Origin of the sequence: Falsarthrobacter nasiphocae (assembly GCF_031456275.1) — a bacterium.
In the GTDB taxonomy this organism is placed as follows: Bacteria; Actinomycetota; Actinomycetes; order Actinomycetales; family Micrococcaceae; genus Falsarthrobacter; species Falsarthrobacter nasiphocae.
The window spans coordinates 820,823-837,963 of record NZ_JAVDUI010000001.1 but is presented as its reverse complement, the minus strand read 5'-3'; the positions used below and the strand labels follow the sequence as shown (position 1 = coordinate 837,963).

Genomic DNA, 17,141 nt, shown 5'->3' with positions numbered 1-17,141 from the left:
TCATTCGCCCTGCGGGGCCCCGCCAGTCGTCTCGCGGGAACCCTGTCGGCAGCCCCCGAATGACCCTGCGGGCCCGCAGCGGTCCACGGGCCTCACCGGGCGCGGTAGGGCTCAGGGTGCGGGCTACTGAACGGGGTTGCCCGGGGCGGGCATCCAGATGTCGGGGCCGAACGCGTCGTAGTGGATGTCCTGCGGGGCCACGCCGATCTCCAGTGCCTGTTCGCGCATGGCCTGCATGAAGGCCATCGGGCCACAGAGGAAGACGTGGGTCTCGGGCGTCACGCCGAGCTCGGCGAGGTTGACCTTGTCCGTCCTGTGGTCCGCGCCGGTCTCCTCGCGCAGGAACCACTCCGCGCGCGCGTTGGGCAGGGCCTCGATGGCCTGCTTCACGGGCTCGAGCCGCGCCACCGTGCTGAAGGACTTGTCCGCGTGGACGGCGAGGATGGAGCGGGAGTCCTCGGCCCGCTTGAGGGAGCACAGCGCGGCGGAGGTCACCGTGATGCCGATGCCCGCGGTGATGAAGGCGAGCGGCCGGCCGTCGTCGCTGGGGAGGGCGTTGAGGCCGAAGGGCGGGGAGACCTCGATGACGTCTCCCACCGCGAGGCGCGAGTGCATGACGGGGGAGATCTCCCCGTCCTGATCCCGCTTCACGGTGATGACGCGCTTCTCCGTGGACTCCGGGCTGCACGAGAGCGAGAACTGGCGGGCCTGGAGGAGGCCGTCCTCCGTGGTGAGGCGCACCGAGACGTACTGGCCGGGGCGGCCGGGGGTGGCCACGGAGTCGTCGGCGGGCTCGAGGCGGAATGTCTTGACGCTCTCGGTCTCCTCGGTGATCTCGGCGATGCGCCATGGGGTGTAGCCGACGTCCGCGGAGAGGCCCTCGTAGAGCCCCTTCTCCATCTTGATGAGGGCGTCGGCCATGAGCCAGTACACCTCGTCCCACGCCGCGGCGACCTCGGGCGTCACGGCGTCGCCGAGGACCTCGACGATCGCGGCGAAGAGGTGCTCATGCACCGTGGGGTACTCGTCCGCCCGGACGTTGAGGGAGGTGTGCTTGTGGGCGATCCGCGCGAGGAGCTCTTCCGGCATGGTGTCCGGGTTCTCGAGCAGCCAGGTCGCGAAGCGCGCGATGCTCCCGGCCAGGGCCTGCGGCTGCGTGCCGTTCTTCTGGTTGGCCCGGGAGAACGTGCCCTCAAGGAGATCGGGGCGTGCGGCGAACATCTTTCCGTAGAACACGGGGGTGATGTCCTCGATGTGGGCTGCGATGACGGGCAGTGTGGCCTCGATGACGGGGCGGCTGGTGGCCGAGAGCATGGGAACTCCTTTCGTTGCATGTTGGATGCAAGATTCATTGTAGTCTCATTTCTACGGCGTGTAGAAACGTGTTTCAGTGGGCCCGCGGGAGGCGCTGCGGAGCGCCTGGCTCCCTTCTGGTTCCGGGAGGGCAGGCCCCTTCGCCTCCTCGTCGGGAGGCTCTGGGAGAGGACGACGACGCCCAGCCGCCGGCTGCGAGCCTACGCGTGCTCCGGAAACGCCTCGCTCATCGTGACGAAGCGGGCGCCTGACGCCTTCAGGGCGGGGATCGCCGCGGTGAAGCCCCCCGCAGTCCCGCCCCCGGGCCGGTTCATGTGCGCAATGAGCACGCTGCCCGCAGGCGCCATGACGACCGTCTCGGCGACCTGGGCCGGGGTGAACGTGGCCCCGGCGTCGGCATTGACGGAGAAGGACGCGAGCGGCAGGCGCGCGGCCAGAGCCAGGCGAGAGCACACTTCGTCCGCGAACGCCGTCCCGGGCCGCATGAAGCGCGGGCGAACGCCGAAGCCCGCGAGGACGCGGGCGGCGCCCGTGATCTCGTCCCAGGCCTCGGCAGCAGAGGCCGTCCCCGTGATCCCGTAGGCCGCGCGGGCGCTCGTGGACAGCGGGACGTGGCGGGTCCCGTGGACGGCCAGCTCGAACAAGGGGTCCTCGGCGAGCTCGCGGACGAGGCCCTCGTGCCGCCCGATCCACCGCTCGTTGAGGAACAGGGTGGCCTTGACCCCCTCGCGCCGCAGCATCGCGATGAGTTTGTGGTCCACCCCGAGGACGTCCCCGCCGCACGCGTCGAAGGTCAGGGCACGCTCACGGCCCGTTGCGGGGGTGAAGCGGGCCAGACTGCCGGGCGGCTCCGTGCTCCAGTGCCTGCCGGCGGTGCTTCCGGCCGCCGCGAGGGCCTTCCGGCGGGCCTCGGCACCCCAGGCGCCCTCGGGAGAGGCTGGATCGGGGGCGCCCGAGGTGCCCTCGCCGTTCGCGGACGGGCCTCCGGAGGGGCTTGGACCTGCCCCGGGCCCGGCGGAGGTGCGGCCGTCGGCTGGGCTGCCTGAAGGATTCGGCTGGGGGCCGCGCGGGTCGTCGTCGCTCCCCTCCGCACAGCCCGCCACCAGCAGGGGGAGGGTGCCGAAAGCGGCGAGCGCCGTGCGGCGACTGTGGTGCCCCCGTGCGAGCGGCGGCCGCTTCACGCTTCCCTCCGCGGAGCGCGAGTGTCCCTCCGCAGAGCGCGAGGGCTCCTTGGGCGGCCCGGAGGACCGCAAAGTCAGTGCGCCGGTGGGTGTTGCGCGCTCCGGTGACGTCATGACGGTGCCCTTCTACATCCTTGACTGCTGCTGGTCGAGATCCCCGGCGGCAGACGGCTCGGCCTGGGTGGGCTCGGCCTGGGCCGGTTCGGCCGCGGGAGGGATCGGGGGGATGGGGATGAGGGTCTTGGAGGCGGGGGAGAGGGAGGTGATGACGACGTCGTCCAGCGCGCGGTAGAACTCCTCCCGCGCCCGGTTGAGCACGTGCTGGAGACCGCATCGGCCGAGGAGCGGGCACGCCGGTCGGCCCGGCTCGCAGCACGCCGCCACGTTGGGCCGCTCGTCGAGATCGCGCAGAAGGCGGCCCACGGTCGTGGTCCGGCCCGCCGGCGAGAGGGATGCGCCGCCGTTGCGCCCGCGCTGCACGTCGAGCAGGCCCAGCTCCCGCAGACGGATGACGGCCTTGCTCACGTGGTTGTACGGCAGCCCGACCCGCTCCGCGAGCTGCCGCCCGGTCTGCGGCTCGTGCTCGCCCAGCGCCAGCACGATGCGCAGGCACAAGTCCGAGAAGACGTTGAGTCTCATCGTGCTCCTTTGCAACCGTGAGGCGGGCGGGGTTGGGAAGATGACGACGGCGCCCCGGTGAGCGGGACGCCGTCGTGCAGATCAAAACCCGGGTGCGGAGGGAACGGGCACCCGGGGCTGGGGCCTAAGCCCGGACGATCTCGAGGACGCGGTCCCGGACTGGGGCAAACGTTGCCTCGTCCACGCCTTCCCCGTTGAACCGGAGGAACGGCTCGGTGTTGGAGGGGCGGAGGTTGACCCACCAGGAGCCGTCGGCGGCCGTGAAGGTCGTGCCGTCGAGCTCGTCCATGGTCACGGCCACGCCGTTGTACTCCGGCGTGAGCTCGGCCTTGACGCGGGCCACGGCCCCGGCCTTGTCCTCGACCTTCGAGTTGATCTCACCGGAGGAGAAGTAGGGCTCGTACTCAGCGCCGAGCTCGGACAGCGGGCCGTCCTGCTCGCCGAGAGCCGCGAGGACGTGCATTGCCGCGAGCATGCCCGTGTCCGCGTTGTAGAAGTCGCGGAAGTAGTAGTGCGCCGAGTGCTCGCCGCCGAACACCGCGTTCTCCGCGGCCATCTGGGCCTTGATGAACGAGTGCCCCACGCGGGTGCGGACGGCGCGGCCGCCGTCGTGCTCGATGAGCTCAGGCACGGCGCGCGAGGTGATGAGGTTGTGGATGACCACGGGGGTCTCCTCGCCGGCGGCCTTGGCGCGGGCGATCTCACGGCGCGCGACCATGGCGGTGACGGCCGAGGGGGAGACCGGCTCGCCCTTCTCGTCGATGACGAAGCAGCGGTCCGCGTCGCCGTCGAACGCAATGCCGATGTCCGCACCGTGCTCGACGACAGCCTTCTGAAGGTCCCGGAGGTTCTCGGACTCCAGCGGGTTGGCGGGGTGGTTCGGGAACGTGCCGTCGAGCTCGAAGTAGAGCGGCTCGATCGTCAGGGGCAGAGCCGGGAGGATCGTGTCCCCGAGGACGGCTGGCGTGGTCAAGCCGGCCATGCCGTTGCCCGCGTCCACGACGACCTTGAGGGGGCGGCTGCCGGAGAGGTCCACGAGGCTGCGGAGGAACTCGGCGTACCCCTTGAGGATGTCCTCCTCCTGCTCGGTGCCCTGCGTGTCTCCGGCCGGGATGCCGTCCGCAAGGTAGCGCTGGGCGAGGTCCCGGACGTCGAAGAGACCGGTCTCCGAGGAGATCGGCACCGCGCCGGCGAGCGACATCTTCATGCCGTTGTACTCGGCGGGGTTGTGGCTCGCCGTGAACGTGACGCCGGCGGCGTTCTCGACGCCGCAGGCGTAGTACAGCTCGTCAGTGGAAATGAGGCCGAGGTAGACCACGTTGGCACCGCGGGCGCGGGCACCCTTCCCGAACGCCTTGGCGAACTCGGGGGAGGAAGGGCGCATGTCACCGCCGATGAGCACGGTCTTGCCGGCGAGTTCCGCGACGTCGACGAACGCGGCGCCGACGGCCTCGACCGTCTCGGCCGTGATGGTGTCGCCGACGATGCCTCGGACGTCATAGGCCTTGAATGAGGATGAGAGATCGATAGTCACCGTTCCAGCTTAGCCGCCCAGGGGTTCCCGCGCGGGGGTGCGAAGGAGGCCGAGACGGTGTGGGCTCAACGTGTCCACCCCTCTTGCCATACTCGAGGCATGAGCACAGTCGATGAGCGCAGTTTTGACGGGCAGGGCCAGGGCTTGGACGGGCAGGGGCAGAACGCTGAGGGGCAGCGCCAGGGTGCTGGAGGCCAGGACCGGGATGGCGGAGGCCAGGACCCGGCCCGGCAGGAGGCCTTGGGCGTCCTGCGGGAACTGACGCGCGCCCCGGAGGCGGATTTCCACGAGGGGCAGTGGGAGGCCATCCGGGCGCTCGTGGTGGAGAAGCGGCGCGCCCTCGTCGTCCAGCGCACCGGCTGGGGCAAGTCCGCCGTCTACTTCGTGGCGTCCAAGCTGCTGCGCCGGGCTGGCGCGGGCCCGTCCATCATCATTTCGCCCCTGCTCGCGCTCATGCGGGACCAGATTGAGGCGGCGCGGCGGGCAGGGGTGGCGGCTGAGGCCATCAACTCCGCCAACTCCACCCAGTGGGGAGAGATCATGGGGCGTCTGCGCGCCGGGGAGATCGACGTCCTCCTGGTCTCACCCGAGCGCCTCAACAACCCCGGGTTCCGGGACGAGATCCTGCCTCAGCTCATGGCCACCACGGGCCTGCTTGTCATTGACGAGGCCCACTGCATCTCTGACTGGGGTCATGACTTCCGGCCTGACTACCGCCGTATCCGGGACGTCATCGCGCGGATGCCTGCGGGCGTGCCCGTGCTCGCGACGACCGCCACGGCCAACTCGCGCGTCGTCGCAGACATCGAGGAGCAGCTCGGCGTGGACAGCCTCGTGGACGGAACGGGCGGCGAGGTCTTCACGCTGCGTGGGCCGCTCGCTCGGGCGTCGCTCCGGCTGGGCGTCCTGAGGCTCGCGTCCCCCGAGGCGCGCCTGGCGTGGCTCGTGGACCACCTGGGGGACCTCCCCGGCTCGGGCATCATCTACACGCTCACGGTGTCCGCCGCCCAGGACATCACGGAGCTGCTCAAGCGCGCCGGCCACTCCGCGCTGACCTACACAGGCGGGACGGACCCGGAGGAGCGGGAAGCCGCGGAACGCGCCCTCAAGGCCAACGAGGTCAAGTGCCTTGTCGCCACGAGCGCCCTCGGGATGGGCTTCGACAAGCGAGACCTCGGGTTCGTGGTCCACGTGGGAGCCCCCAGCTCGCCGGTGGCCTACTACCAGCAGGTCGGCCGCGCCGGGCGCGGAACGGACCACGCAGACGTGCTCCTCCTGCCGGGGGCGGAGGACCGCGAAATCTGGCGGTACTTCGCCACGGCGTCCATGCCGGACGAGGCCCGGGCCACAGCCGTCTTGACTGCGCTTGCGGAGGGCGGGGTCCTCTCGCCGCCGGCGCTCGAGGCACGCGTCAACCTCCGCCGCTCGCCCCTGGAGCTCCTCCTCAAGGTGCTCGCCGTGGACGGCGCCGTCGAGCGCATCAGCGGCGGGTGGCGGGCCACGGGTCGGCCCTGGGAGTTTGACCGGGAGCGCTATGCGCGCATCGCGGAGGAGCGTGTGACCGAGCAGAACGCCATGCTGGAGTTCGAACAGACCAGTCAGTGCCGGATGCTCTACCTGACCAACCAGCTCGACGACCCGACGGGTCAGTCCTGCGGGAAGTGCGACAACTGCGCGGGCCCCTGGTACTCCACCACCATCAGTGAGGAGGCGAAGGCCCTCGCGGGCGGCGCCACCGCCCGCGTCGGTGTCCCCATCGCCCCGAGAGCTCAGTGGCCCCAGGGCATGGACCGCCTCGGGGTGCCGGTCAAGGGCAACATTCCGCCCGCGGAGCGCGCGCTTGAGGGCCGCGCCATTGCCCGATTCACAGACCTGGGCACCGGCCAGTCTCTGCGAGCCCTCCTCGCCCCGGACGCCCCGGACCAGGAGGCCCCAGCCGGCCTCGTGCAGGCGGGAATCAGGGTCCTCGCGGACTGGGGCTGGACCGAGCGCCCCGTGGCCGTGGCGTACGTCCCGTCTCGGCGGCGTCCCGTGCTCGTGGAGAGCTTCACTCGCGCCATCTCTGAGGCGGGGCGCCTTCCGTTCCTGGGCGCTCTCGAGACCCCGCACGGCGGCCCCTCCAGTCAGCCGGGTGGCAACAGCGCCTACCGCCTCGCGGACGTGTGGGGGCAGTTCGCGGTGCCTGAGGGGTGGGCCGCGGGTCTCGCTGAGCACCGGGGGCCCGTCCTGCTGATCGACGACCTCGTGGACTCCCGGTGGACCATGACCGTGGCCGCTCGCGAGTTGCGGCGTGCCGGGGCGGAGGCGGTTCTCCCGCTCGCCCTCGCCACGCCCGCCTAGCCCCTTCGACGCCTGTTTGGTCCCCGGCCGCCCCACGCCATCGCCGGATTAGGCGCAGGAAACCGCGAGGGCTCCGACGCTCAACTTGTCGGTGCCGATCACGTCCGTCGGTGCCGTCGTGCTGGGCGCGTCGTGGACATGACTCGTTCGGTCATAGGGGCCCGTGTTCGTCGCCTTCCAGAACGTGAAGGTCATGGGGAACGTCCCCGTTGACGGGGCTGTCCAGGTAAAGGACCATGACGTCGTGCCCGCAGGGAGGGAGGTGCGGCCCTCCGCGGTGACCGCGCCAGTTCCCACGGTCCTGTACGCACTGCTCGTGGGGAAGTACTGGCTGGAAGAGTACGGGATCAAGCGAGTCGAGGCCTTGAAGACAGTGGTCCCGTCGATGTCAATGTCCAGCCGCTGCTCCATGGCGTTCTGCGGATCGCCGTTGGCGTAGCCCACGGTGAGCGGGAAAGTGAACGTCAGTGCCTGGCCCGCTACTGCTTCAACCGCGGGATAGGTGACGCTGTAGGACAGAGAGTCGAGGTGGTAGGCGCTGAAAGCTCGGTATGCCGGATCGGCACCGCTGTCCCAAGACCCGTATGAGGCACCCTCGCCATAATTTTGGATGTAATACGCGCCCGAGGGTCCAGGTGTATGGCTGCCTGAAATCTCAGTGATCTGCGCCCAGTCCGAAGTAAAGGAAATGGACTGTCCGCAGAGCGGAGAGCTTGTAATGGGGCTCGCAGCGGCGCCTGGTGCGGCGGCGATGGCGACGACGGCGGGGGCCGTCCAGGCCGCGTACTGGGCAACGCGGCGACGGGTGATGGGGGCAGCCATGGCAGGCCTTTCAAAAAAACGGGGGAAAACCGTGCGTGGGAATGATTTGGAATATCATCAGCCCCCTAACCCGCCTTGTCAAGAGTGAGCCGAAGCGTGGGCCAAGCCCATCCCGGCCCCGCCTCAGATGTCCCGCGAACGCTGCTCCAGCGCCGGCGCCCCGTACGGGTACTCCGTCAGCGCAGGCTTCGAGACCTGGTTCAGAGCATCGATGTCGTCCGCGGTCAGCTCCACCGAGACCGCGCCGAGGTTGTCCTCGAGCTGCTCCATCGTCCGGGCGCCCAGGAGCACGCTCGTGATCCCGGGCTGCGCGGCGGTCCAAGCGAGGGCGGCCTGCGGCACGGTGCAGCCGTGGGCCGAGGCAATCCGCTCCAGCTCGCCCAGCACGGCCCACGTGCGCGGGTCCTCGTTCCGCTCGTCCCACGAGGACTGCAGGTTCGCGGCCCGGCCTGCGAATCGCGAGTCGGAACTCGGCTCGTCATCCTTGCGGTACTTGCCGGACAGCCACCCGCCGGCCAGCGGCGACCAGGGCAGAACGGCCATCCCGGCGTCGTCGGCCGCGTCCAGGATCTCCGACTCGATCTCCCGCACCAGAAGCGAGTACTGGGGCTGAATGCTCACCGGCTCGGCCCAGCCGTGCAGGCGCGCCTCATAGACCGTCTTGGTGATCTGCCAGCCCGTGAAGTTCGAGAGGCCGTAGGCGTGGATCCTGCCCGCGGCCATGGCGTCGTTGAGGAAGCGCAGCGCCTCGGTGATGGGCGTGCGCGGGTCCCAGGCGTGCAGCTGGAAGAGGTCAATGGAGTCGACGCCGAGCCGTCGCAGCGAGCCCTCCAGCGAGTCGTGGAGGAACTTCCGGCCGTAGCCGCGCTGGTTCACGCCGTCCCGCTCGCCCGTGCCGAACCGGGCCTTGGACGCGAGAACCACGTCCGGGGCGGCGTCGGGGCGCGCAGCCAGCCAGCGGCCCACGATCTCCTCGCTGGCCCCCAGGTTGTAGATGTCGGCCGTGTCGATGACGTTGCCGCCGGCCTCCACGTACCTGTCCATCATGGCGAAGGCCGTGGCCTCATCGGTGGCCCCTCCGAACGTCATCGTGCCGAGCGCGTATTCCGAGGCGGCGAGACCGGTGGGGCCGAGCATGTTCATCTTCATAGGCGACACTCTGCCAGGCCCGATAACCTTGGGCCATGGACTATCTCTGGTGGATCTTCGTCGCCGTGGCCGTCGCGGGCCTCGTGTTCATGCTCGTTCGCCGTGGTCGGGGCGCCGTCGCGCAGGGCATCGAGGACTCGGCCTCGCCCGATTTCGCGCGGGAGGCGAGCGCCAAGCTGGACGCGGACGCGCACCGGCAGGTCTACGCGTGCATCGCGCAGGGCCGCCAGCGGGAGGCCGTCGAGACCTACCAGAAGGCCACGAAGGCCACGCTCTTCGAGTCCACGGTGGCCGTCGCCGCGCTCGCCAAGCACCCCCAGCAGCATCAGGGCCCGGCGGCCCCGTGGGCGGACGGAGCCTTCAGCTCCGAGCCTCTGGGGGATCCGTTCACGGACGGTCGCCTTGACGGCCTGGAGGGCTTCGGCAAGGGCGACGACGACGCGCCTCGCGGCCGCTGAGTGCCTGACGTTTCGGGGACCGGGCCTGAGGAGTCCTTCCTCGCGGCCTACAACCCTGCTGACCACCCTCCTTTCGCCGTCACTGCCGACCTCGCGCTGCTCGCCGTCGAGCGGGGCGAGCTTTTCGTGCTGACGCGCCGCCGCGCCTCGCACCCGTTTGAGGGGCGCCTCGGGCTTCCGAGCGGCTTCCTCGGGGAGACCGAGTCTGCGGGCGAGGCCGCGGAGCGCATCGCCCGGGAGAAGACGGGCCTCGGCACCAGCGTGGCCGTGGAGCAGCTCAAGACGTACACGGCCCCGGACCGGGATCCCCGCATGCGCGTCGTGTCCGTGGCGCATGTGGGCATCGCCGCGACGATGAACGCGCGCCTGCCGAAGGTCGTCGCGGACGGGCAGACCCAGTGGACGCGGTGCGCGGACCTCAAGGGGGCCGAGATGGCGTTCGACCACGCCGAGATTCTGGAGGACGCGATCGAGCGCATCGCCTCCCGCATGGAGTTCACGCTTGTTGCGGCGCGGTTTCTTCCGGAGGCGTTCACGCTGTCCCAGATCCGCATGGTCTATGCGGCTGTGTGGGGCGTGGACTTGGATCCGGGCAACTTTCAGCGCAAGATCCTCGCCTCGGGGACGCTCGAGGAGACGGGGGAGCGGTACCTCGCATCGGGCGGGCGCGGGGCCCCGGCGAAGGTGTACCGGCCGCGTGTCACGGGGGATCCGCTGCGCCCGGCGTTCCTCAGCCCACCGTTGCGCCGCGCCTGACGCGCCTGGCACCTCCCGCCACCCACCATCCCGTTGCGGGGTGAGGTTCGCACGTTGGGGCGCGGTTTTCGGGGCGAAAGTCGCCACGGAACGGGAGGGGGACAGGGCAAACGAAAGCCGGGCCCCCGTCACGATGACGGGAGCCCGGCTGTTCGGCGGAGACGGGGGGATTTGAACCCCCGGTCCAAGTTTCCCCGGACCCTTCATTAGCAGTGAAGTCCATTCGGCCGCTCTGGCACGTCTCCATCCGTTGAGCCGCTCCGAGGAGGGATCAACTCATCCAGAGTACCGACTAGCGGGGGTGTGAGCAACATGCCGCCCGCCAAGGGGCCGCGATATCCTGAAGGCTATGACCCATCCTGCCGCCGCCGAAGACCATGTCAGCCCCAGTGCGCCCGTGAGGGTCGCGGTGGTCGGGGGCGGTCCGCGGGGGATCTCGGCGGTGGAGCGCATCGTCTCGCGGGCGGCGGCGTCCGGCCGCGGGTGCGAGATCACGGTCTACGAGACGTTCGAGCTGGGGTCCGGCCGCGTGTGGCGCCGGGACCAGTCCTCGCAGTTCCTCATGAACACCCCGGTCGCGTTCCCCACGGCCGTGCCCTCGGATGCCACGGTGGAGGACGCCCGCTCGCTGGGCCTGGACACCCCGCGCTCCGTCCTGGGCGGCCTGACGTTCAATCGCTTCCGAGCCTCGTGGCGGGACGTCGTGGCGGCGCTGCCGGGGTTCGGGCTGACCGAGGCCGAGCAGCGGGAGCTCGATTCCCTCACCCCCACCGACTACCCCCGCCGCGCCGTCTATGGCGCGTACCTCGAGTGCGTCGCGGCGTCCCTGCGCGCGGCCCTGCCTGCGGGCGTCACCCTTGAGCACGTCCGCGCCGCGGTGGAGCGCGTCTGGCCGGACGCGCCTCACGCCGGCCCCTTCCGTCTGCGGGCGGGCGGGGAGGATCGGGTGCACGACGCCGTCATTCTTGCGCTCGGCCACGTGGACGCAGAGCTGAACCCGGGACAGGCCAAGGCCCTCGCCCGGGCGGGGGAGCGGTACTTCCCGCCGGGCATCCCGTGCGATATCGACTGGTCCCGGATCCCCGCGGGTGAGGGCGTCGTCATTCGCGGCATGGGCCTGAACTTCTTTGATGTCGTCTCGGAGCTGACGCAGGGCCGCGGCGGGTCTTTCAGCACGCTGGAGGACGGGCAGCTCGAGTACTCGCGCAGTGGCCGGGAGCCTCGCGTCGTCGCGCTCTCCCGCCGGGGGCTGCCGTACGCGGCCAAGCCGGACTTCGTGCCCGGGGAGGAGCCCCGTGAGGGGGCGTTCGCCACGGTGGAGCGCTTCGAGGCCCTGCTGGCGGAGGGCCCGCGGGACTTCGATTCCGAGATCTGGCCGCTCATTCGGGCCGACGCGGACCTCGCTTACTGGGCGGTAGCGGCGCCCGAGGCGGCAGGCGAGCTGGAGGCGATCCGCGAGGAGGCCCGCGGCGGTGGCAGCCCGGAGTCCGCGTTGGCTCGCCTCGGCGCGTTTGTCGACGGCCGCCCGGAGGAGGAGCGGCTCGATCTCGAGAAGGAGGCTCGGCTTCTCGTCGGGCGCTCCTTCTCAAGCCCGGAGGAGCACAGGCTCGCCGTCCTTGAGGCCGTGGAGATGGACGCCCGCACGGCGATGAACCCCGCTGGATCGCCGCGTCAGCACGCGGTCTTCGCCCTCAACCAGGCCCGGTGGGCGCTCAAGGGATTCGTGGCCCGCGGGATTCTCACGGAGGAGTCGCGGCACCGTCGGCTGCGCGGATGGTTCGAGCCGCTGGTCGAGGGGCTGGCCTCGGGCCCGCCCTCGCGGCGCATCGCCGAGTTTGCGGCCCTCGTGCGTGCGGGCGTGGTCGAGGTGGCCGGCCCGAGCCCCGTCGTCGTCACGGACACGGCCACGGGCCGGTTCCGGGTGACGTCGCCGTGGGTGGAGGGTCAGAAGCTCGAAGGGTCGTGGCTTGTGGAGGCCATGATGCCTGTCAACGCCGTGGCCGCGCTGGCGTCTCCGCTGGTCAAGGCGCTGGGGGAGGAGGGCCTGGCCCGGCCGCACCGGCTCATCGTGGACGGCGTCGAGTACTCCGGCACCGGCTTTGCGGTGACGGGCACGGACCGGGTCATGCTCGGCTCCGGGGGGACGCCCACGCCGGGGCTGCACTGCCTTGGCCTCCAGCTGTCCTCCCTTGAGTGGGGGACGGCGATCGCGGCGGAATCGGACGGCGCCTGGCTCGGCTCGGCCCTGACCATCGCGGATGCAGACGCCATCGCGGACTCTGTCCTGCGGCGCGGCCCTCAGGACTGACTCCGGCCCTAGAGCGGAAGCCGGCCCTCAGGACTGACTCCGGCCCTGGGATTGACGCCGTGTCCGGGACCGCCCGGTTTGGGGCCACCCGCCCTCAGCCGAGGTCGAGGCGTGCGCCGAGCTCCTCGAGGAGCCGCGCGGCCTCCCGCATGCTGGTCTCGGCGTCCGGGGCGATATCCGCGAGGGCATAGACGGCCGTGAACCCGTGCCCGTCCGGGCCGAGCTCGTTGAGGCCGCACACCGCGGTGACCGGCACACCAAGGGACGCCGCGAGGTCGAGGACGCCGCTCGGTGCCTTGCCCTGGAGCGACTGCTCGTCGAGACGCCCTTCGCCCGTGATGACGAGGTCCGCGCGGGCCATGGCCTCCCGTGCGCCGAGCGCCTCAAGGACGATCTCGATGCCGGGGCGGAACTGCGCGCCGAGCGCGGCGAGGGCCGCGTAGCCGATGCCCCCGGCGGCGCCTGCCCCTGGCCGGTCCATGGCGTTCGGGTCGAGGAGCTCGCCGAGGCGAGCGAGCCCGGCGTCGAGCGTCTCGACGTCCGCCTCGCTCGCGCCCTTCTGAGGCCCGTAGACCGCCGCCGCGCCGCTTGGCCCCGTGAGGGGGTTCGTGACGTCGGAGGCGAGGACGACGTCTGCGTCCGCGAGACGGGGGTCGAGTCCGGACAGGTCCACCGCCGCGAGGCCGCCGAGCACGCCGCCGCCTGGCCCGAGGTCTCTGCCGGCAGAGTCGAGTAGACGCGCCCCAAGGGCTTGGAGCATCCCGGCGCCGCCGTCGGTCGTCGCGCTCCCGCCCAGCCCGAGGATGATCCGCTGCGCGCCCGCGTCGAGGGAGGCCCGGATCGCGTCCCCCACGCCGCGGCTCGTGGCGCCGAGGGGGTCCAGCGGCCGCTCGCCCATCATGACCAGGCCGGAGGTCCGTGCTGTCTCGACGACGGCGGTGGTGCCGTCCACCGCGATCACGCTCTCGACCTCGTCGCCGCGCGGGCCGGTCACCGTGACGTCGACGGCCCGATATCCGCGGGCCAGGAAGACGTCGAGCGTGCCGTCGCCCCCGTCGGCCACGGGCATGTCCTCGATGCCCAGATCGGGGTCCCGGGAGAGCAGGCCGCGGCGCAGCGCGGCCGTGGCCTCCTCTGCGGTGAGGGAGCCCTTGAACTTGTCGAGGCAGAGAAGGATGCGCCGTGGCGTCATGACATGCTCCTGGTGTGCTCGGTGTCGTCGGGGCCGTGAAGCGAGGTGAGTCCGCGGACCACCCGGCGGATGGCCGGCGGCAGGTCGGAGGCGCCGAACGGGCCGGAGTCCGCGGCGGTGCGCCCCGCCCGCCCGTGGATCCACGCCCCGGCGGCGGCGACGTCCAGGGGCCCGGCCTCGCTCGTGGCCGCGAGGGCGCCGATGACGCCCGCGAGGAGGTCGCCGGTTCCGGCAGTCGCGAGCCACGGGTGGCCGGCACGGACGGGGACGCGGGTTCCGTCAGGGGAGGCCACGACGGTGGTGCGCCCCTTGAGGAGGACCGTGCAGCCGAGGTCTTCTGACATGCGCGCGGCCCAGTCGGCCGGCTCGGCCTCGACGCGCTCGCGGGACACCTCGGCCCCGGCGGCGGAGGCCAGGCGGGCAAGCTCGCCCGCGTGCGGCGTGAGGATGGCCCGCTCGCCCAGCCGCTCCCCGAGGCGGAGGGCCCGGACCGCGCCGAGCGCGCCCGCATCCACCACGAGCACCCCGCCGCGCGAGCGAAGGTCTGAGGAGAGGCGGTCGAGTTCGGCGGCCGCGTCGTCGTCCTCCTCCATGCCGGAGCCGATCACCCACGCCTGACAGTGTCCGGGCGCCCCCTCGCGGGGCTCAACGACGGCCTCGGGGCGGGAGGCGAGGACAAGGTGCGCCACGGACTCCGGCCCCCGATACCGGACCATGCCCACGCCAGCGGCGAGGGCCGCGCGGACTCCGAGGACGGCCGCTCCCGGGTAGCGGGCCGTTCCGGTGGAGAGGCCGACGACGCCGCGGGAGTACTTGTGCGCGTCCGGCGCGGGTCGGGGGACAGCGTGAGCCGCATCTGAGGCGGAGAACATCATTGGTCACTCCTCGGTGTGGGGAGACGCGTGGGGCTGCGTCAGCGTGACTATCCTACGATTCGCGGCGCCCGGGAAGTCTCAGAAGGAGGGCCGTGAGGACGAGGCCTGCCACGAGCACCCAGGCGCGCAGGACAAGGCCCACGGGCCCCAGAAGCGCTTGGGACACGGGTCCCACGGCGAGGTCGAGGAGGGGGCCCTCGAAGTCCGCAGCGGCGAGGACCACGCCGAGGTACGCCACGGCGCAGACGATCCGGCTGCCCACCCCGCCGCGCACCGCCACAACGACGAGGAGCGGCAGCAGGTACGTCCAGTGGTGAACCCACGTCAGCGGCGAGGCGAGCGTGGTGCCCACCCCCACCGCGAGCGCGCCGAGCACGGCCTCGCCCCGGCGTGCCAGGCGGACCGCCGCCCAGAGGCAGGCGCCGACAAGGAGCACCATGACGGCCTTGCCCACGGTCGCGAGGTCCGGAGAGATGGACGCGAAGACGCCCTGGACGGACTTGTTGACGGACGTTGCGAAGACGTTGTTGAGGTCCACCCGGGAGGAGAGCTCCCAGAATGTCGTCGTCGCGAAGACGATGCTGGAGCGCGGGAAGAGCACAAACCCGGCGAGGAAGCAGGCGGCGCACGCGAGGGAGGCGTTCCGGGCCTCGCGCCAGCGCCCCAGAAGGAGCAGGAAGATGATGAAGAGGCCGGGGGTCAGCTTGATGGCCGTGGCGATGCCGATGAGCACGCCTCCCGGGTAGCGGCGCCGGGGAGCGCCCTGCGTTCCGCCCGCCGCGGTGCCCTGCGTTCCGTCCTCCACAGTGCCCTCCACGGCAGGATCACGGCTCTCGCGCCACACGCGGGCCATGAGCCACACGTCCACCAGGCAAGCGAGTGTGAGGAACGCGTTGACCTGCCCGAACATCAGGTGATGCGCCAGGATCTGCGTGGGCAGGAGCGCCAGGAGCGTCAGCGGGAGGCGCCACCAGACGTCGAGGATGCGGGGGACGACGACGGCGATGGCCGCCCCGATGGCCGCCGTGGTGCCGATGGACCATAGCCCGTAGGCGAACCACCAGGGGCCGAGGGCCGTCGGCAGAAGGGCGAGCAGCGCGAAGGGCGTGTAGTTGTACGGCAGGCCGCGCTCGTCGAGCCCGGGGCCGGTCACCCAGCGCGTGTAGACGTCCTCCCCGCGCAGCCCCGTCTCCACGGCGTAGCGGTAGGCGAAGAAGTCCACGGACCAGACGCGCAGGCCCATGGCCTCGAGGATGAGGAGGAATGCGGGGACCGCGAGGGCGCAGAAGGCGAGGCTCGCGATGACGGCCGGGCGGCGCGCCGGAGTGAGGATGGAGGACGGGCCTCGCCACCGGGACAGACGCCCCGGGCGAGACCCGCCTCCGCGCGCGGAAGGTAAGGGATTTGAACCCTTGGCACGGGGTGACCGCGCACTGGTTTTCAAGACCAGCTCCTTAGGCCGCTCGGACAACCTTCCTCAGCTACCCATTATCTCACATGGGGCCTTCGGGCGTAGCCTGGCCACATGCGTGCTGTCATTGCCTCTGAACCGGGAGGGCCCGAGGTCCTCCGTGTCGTCGAACGCCCCGAGCCCAGCCCCGCCGAGGGCCAGCTCCTCATCGAGACCACGGCCGCGGGCGTGAACCGGGCGGACGTCCAGCAGCGCCTCGGGGTCTATCCGCCGCCGCCCGGTGAGACGGACGTCCTGGGCCTCGAGGTCTCGGGCCGCGTCGTCGGCGGAGACCGGGACGGTGAGCAGGTTGTCGCGCTCCTGGCCTCCGGTGGGTACGCCGAGCGCGTCGCCGTGGACGCGGGCCTCGTGCTGCCCGTGCCGGCGGGAATCGACCCGGTGGATGCAGCCGGCCTGCCTGAGGTCGCGGCGACCGTCCACTCCAACCTCGGCCTCGAGGCGGGGCTGCGCTCTGGCGAGACGGTCCTCATTCACGGCGGCGCCGGGGGCATCGGCTCGTTCGCCATCCAGTACGCGGCCGCGCTCGGGGCGCGGGTCATCACGACGGCCGGCGGCCCGGAGAAGGCGGACTACTGCCGGGAGCTCGGGGCGGACGTCGTCGTGGACCACCGCAGCGAGGACTTCGTCGAGCGGGTCAAGGAGGAGGCCGGCGGGGCCGACGTCGTCCTCGACGTCGTCGGCGCCGCATACCTGCCGCGCAATCTGGCGGCGCTCGCGACCGGTGGCCGCGTCGTCGTCATTGGACTCCAGAAGGGGCGCACAGGCGAGCTGGATCTCGCGACCCTCATGGGCAAGAGGGCCCGGATCATTGGCACGACCCTGCGGTCCCGCCCGCTCGAGGAGAAGCGCACCATCATGGCGGGTGTCCGCGAGCGCGTGTGGCCGCTCATCGAGTCGGGGGCGATCCGCGTGACGACGGACCGCGTCTTCCCGCTCGACGAGGCAGCCGCGGCTCACGCTCGCCTCGACGAGGGAGTGCACCGGGGGAAGGTCCTCTTGCGCGCCTGACGCGGAGCGCGCCCGCTCTGATGCCGACGACGGCGGCTGGCGCCGGGTGGGCCACCGTCCGCGCATCCGTGGCAAACTTGTGAGTGGCGTCACC

At 71.4% G+C, this 17,141-nt stretch carries 14 protein-coding genes and 2 tRNA genes; 5 read left to right on the top strand and 11 right to left on the bottom strand.

What is annotated here, in order from left to right; genetic code table 11:
• Nucleotides 1-123: 123 nt before the first annotated feature.
• The 4 genes from J2S35_RS03755 to J2S35_RS03740 form a co-directional block, all read right to left on the bottom strand.
• The gene (locus J2S35_RS03755; RefSeq protein WP_309849981.1) at nt 124-1,314 is read right to left on the bottom strand and encodes a globin domain-containing protein; all 1,191 of its coding nucleotides are present in this window, start codon (nt 1,312-1,314) and stop codon (nt 124-126) included.
• 200 nt (nt 1,315-1,514) lie between these two features.
• Nucleotides 1,515-2,495: a polysaccharide deacetylase family protein gene (locus J2S35_RS03750; RefSeq protein WP_309849978.1), complete on the bottom strand. Its 981-nt coding sequence runs from the start codon at nt 2,493-2,495 to the stop codon at nt 1,515-1,517.
• Nucleotides 2,496-2,621: 126 nt separating this feature from the next.
• Nucleotides 2,622-3,134, bottom strand: coding sequence for an RrF2 family transcriptional regulator (locus tag J2S35_RS03745; protein ID WP_309849976.1), 513 nt, complete (start codon nt 3,132-3,134; stop codon nt 2,622-2,624).
• Between the two features lie 124 nt (nt 3,135-3,258).
• On the bottom strand, nt 3,259-4,668 hold the full coding sequence (locus J2S35_RS03740; protein ID WP_309849973.1) for a phosphomannomutase/phosphoglucomutase: 1,410 nt from the start codon (nt 4,666-4,668) through the stop codon (nt 3,259-3,261).
• Nucleotides 4,669-4,767: 99 nt separating this feature from the next.
• Here J2S35_RS03740 and J2S35_RS03735 point away from each other — a divergent pair, with 99 nt between their 5' ends.
• On the top strand, nt 4,768-7,008 hold the full coding sequence (locus J2S35_RS03735) for a RecQ family ATP-dependent DNA helicase (protein ID WP_309849970.1): 2,241 nt from the start codon (nt 4,768-4,770) through the stop codon (nt 7,006-7,008).
• 48 nt (nt 7,009-7,056) lie between these two features.
• Here the strand turns inward: J2S35_RS03735 and J2S35_RS03730 are convergent, their stop codons facing one another.
• Nucleotides 7,057-7,830, bottom strand: a complete 774-nt coding sequence (locus J2S35_RS03730; RefSeq protein WP_309849968.1) for a hypothetical protein — start codon at nt 7,828-7,830, stop codon at nt 7,057-7,059.
• 123 nt (nt 7,831-7,953) lie between these two features.
• Entirely contained in the window at nt 7,954-8,979 is a 1,026-nt protein-coding gene (locus tag J2S35_RS03725; protein WP_309849966.1) for an aldo/keto reductase, read from the bottom strand.
• 35 nt (nt 8,980-9,014) lie between these two features.
• Here J2S35_RS03725 and J2S35_RS03720 point away from each other — a divergent pair, with 35 nt between their 5' ends.
• Complete coding sequence (locus tag J2S35_RS03720) at nt 9,015-9,437, top strand: hypothetical protein (protein WP_309849963.1); 423 nt, start codon at nt 9,015-9,017, stop codon at nt 9,435-9,437.
• Entirely contained in the window at nt 9,438-10,193 is a 756-nt protein-coding gene (locus tag J2S35_RS03715) for an NUDIX hydrolase (RefSeq protein WP_309849960.1), read from the top strand.
• 156 nt (nt 10,194-10,349) lie between these two features.
• On the opposite strand, the gene J2S35_RS03710 is transcribed toward J2S35_RS03715, so the two are convergent.
• Nucleotides 10,350-10,438: transfer RNA gene (locus J2S35_RS03710), tRNA-Ser, on the bottom strand.
• 104 nt (nt 10,439-10,542) lie between these two features.
• Here J2S35_RS03710 and J2S35_RS03705 point away from each other — a divergent pair.
• On the top strand, nt 10,543-12,501 hold the full coding sequence (locus J2S35_RS03705; protein WP_309849959.1) for an FAD/NAD(P)-binding protein: 1,959 nt from the start codon (nt 10,543-10,545) through the stop codon (nt 12,499-12,501).
• Between the two features lie 94 nt (nt 12,502-12,595).
• On the opposite strand, the gene J2S35_RS03700 is transcribed toward J2S35_RS03705, so the two are convergent.
• From J2S35_RS03700 to J2S35_RS03685, 4 genes are all read right to left on the bottom strand, one after another.
• Nucleotides 12,596-13,693, bottom strand: coding sequence for a glycerate kinase (locus tag J2S35_RS03700; RefSeq protein ID WP_309849956.1), 1,098 nt, complete (start codon nt 13,691-13,693; stop codon nt 12,596-12,598).
• Nucleotides 13,690-14,568: an NAD(P)H-hydrate dehydratase gene (locus tag J2S35_RS03695; protein WP_309849953.1), complete on the bottom strand. Its 879-nt coding sequence runs from the start codon at nt 14,566-14,568 to the stop codon at nt 13,690-13,692. The genes J2S35_RS03700 and J2S35_RS03695 overlap by 4 nt, the downstream gene beginning before the upstream one ends.
• Before the next feature lie 52 nt (nt 14,569-14,620).
• Complete coding sequence (locus J2S35_RS03690; RefSeq protein WP_309849950.1) at nt 14,621-15,811, bottom strand: glycosyltransferase family 87 protein; 1,191 nt, start codon at nt 15,809-15,811, stop codon at nt 14,621-14,623.
• 146 nt (nt 15,812-15,957) lie between these two features.
• A tRNA-Ser gene (locus J2S35_RS03685) sits at nt 15,958-16,045 on the bottom strand.
• Between the two features lie 48 nt (nt 16,046-16,093).
• Between J2S35_RS03685 and J2S35_RS03680 the strand changes: the two genes are divergently transcribed.
• Entirely contained in the window at nt 16,094-17,047 is a 954-nt protein-coding gene (locus J2S35_RS03680) for an NAD(P)H-quinone oxidoreductase (protein WP_309849947.1), read from the top strand.
• Nucleotides 17,048-17,141 lie beyond the last annotated feature (94 nt).

Coding starts and splice junctions, on each gene's coding strand:
- J2S35_RS03755 (WP_309849981.1), bottom strand. CDS start 1,314: ATGCTCTCGGCCACCAGCCGCCCCGTCATCGAGGCCACACTGCCCGTC.
- J2S35_RS03745 (WP_309849976.1), bottom strand. CDS start 3,134: ATGAGACTCAACGTCTTCTCGGACTTGTGCCTGCGCATCGTGCTGGCG.
- J2S35_RS03735 (WP_309849970.1), top strand. CDS start 4,768: ATGAGCACAGTCGATGAGCGCAGTTTTGACGGGCAGGGCCAGGGCTTG.
- J2S35_RS03730 (WP_309849968.1), bottom strand. CDS start 7,830: ATGGCTGCCCCCATCACCCGTCGCCGCGTTGCCCAGTACGCGGCCTGG.
- J2S35_RS03725 (WP_309849966.1), bottom strand. CDS start 8,979: ATGAAGATGAACATGCTCGGCCCCACCGGTCTCGCCGCCTCGGAATAC.
- J2S35_RS03720 (WP_309849963.1), top strand. CDS start 9,015: ATGGACTATCTCTGGTGGATCTTCGTCGCCGTGGCCGTCGCGGGCCTC.
- J2S35_RS03705 (WP_309849959.1), top strand. CDS start 10,543: ATGACCCATCCTGCCGCCGCCGAAGACCATGTCAGCCCCAGTGCGCCC.
- J2S35_RS03700 (WP_309849956.1), bottom strand. CDS start 13,693: ATGACGCCACGGCGCATCCTTCTCTGCCTCGACAAGTTCAAGGGCTCC.
- J2S35_RS03695 (WP_309849953.1), bottom strand. CDS start 14,568: ATGATGTTCTCCGCCTCAGATGCGGCTCACGCTGTCCCCCGACCCGCG.
- J2S35_RS03690 (WP_309849950.1), bottom strand. CDS start 15,811: ATGGGCCTGCGCGTCTGGTCCGTGGACTTCTTCGCCTACCGCTACGCC.
- J2S35_RS03680 (WP_309849947.1), top strand. CDS start 16,094: ATGCGTGCTGTCATTGCCTCTGAACCGGGAGGGCCCGAGGTCCTCCGT.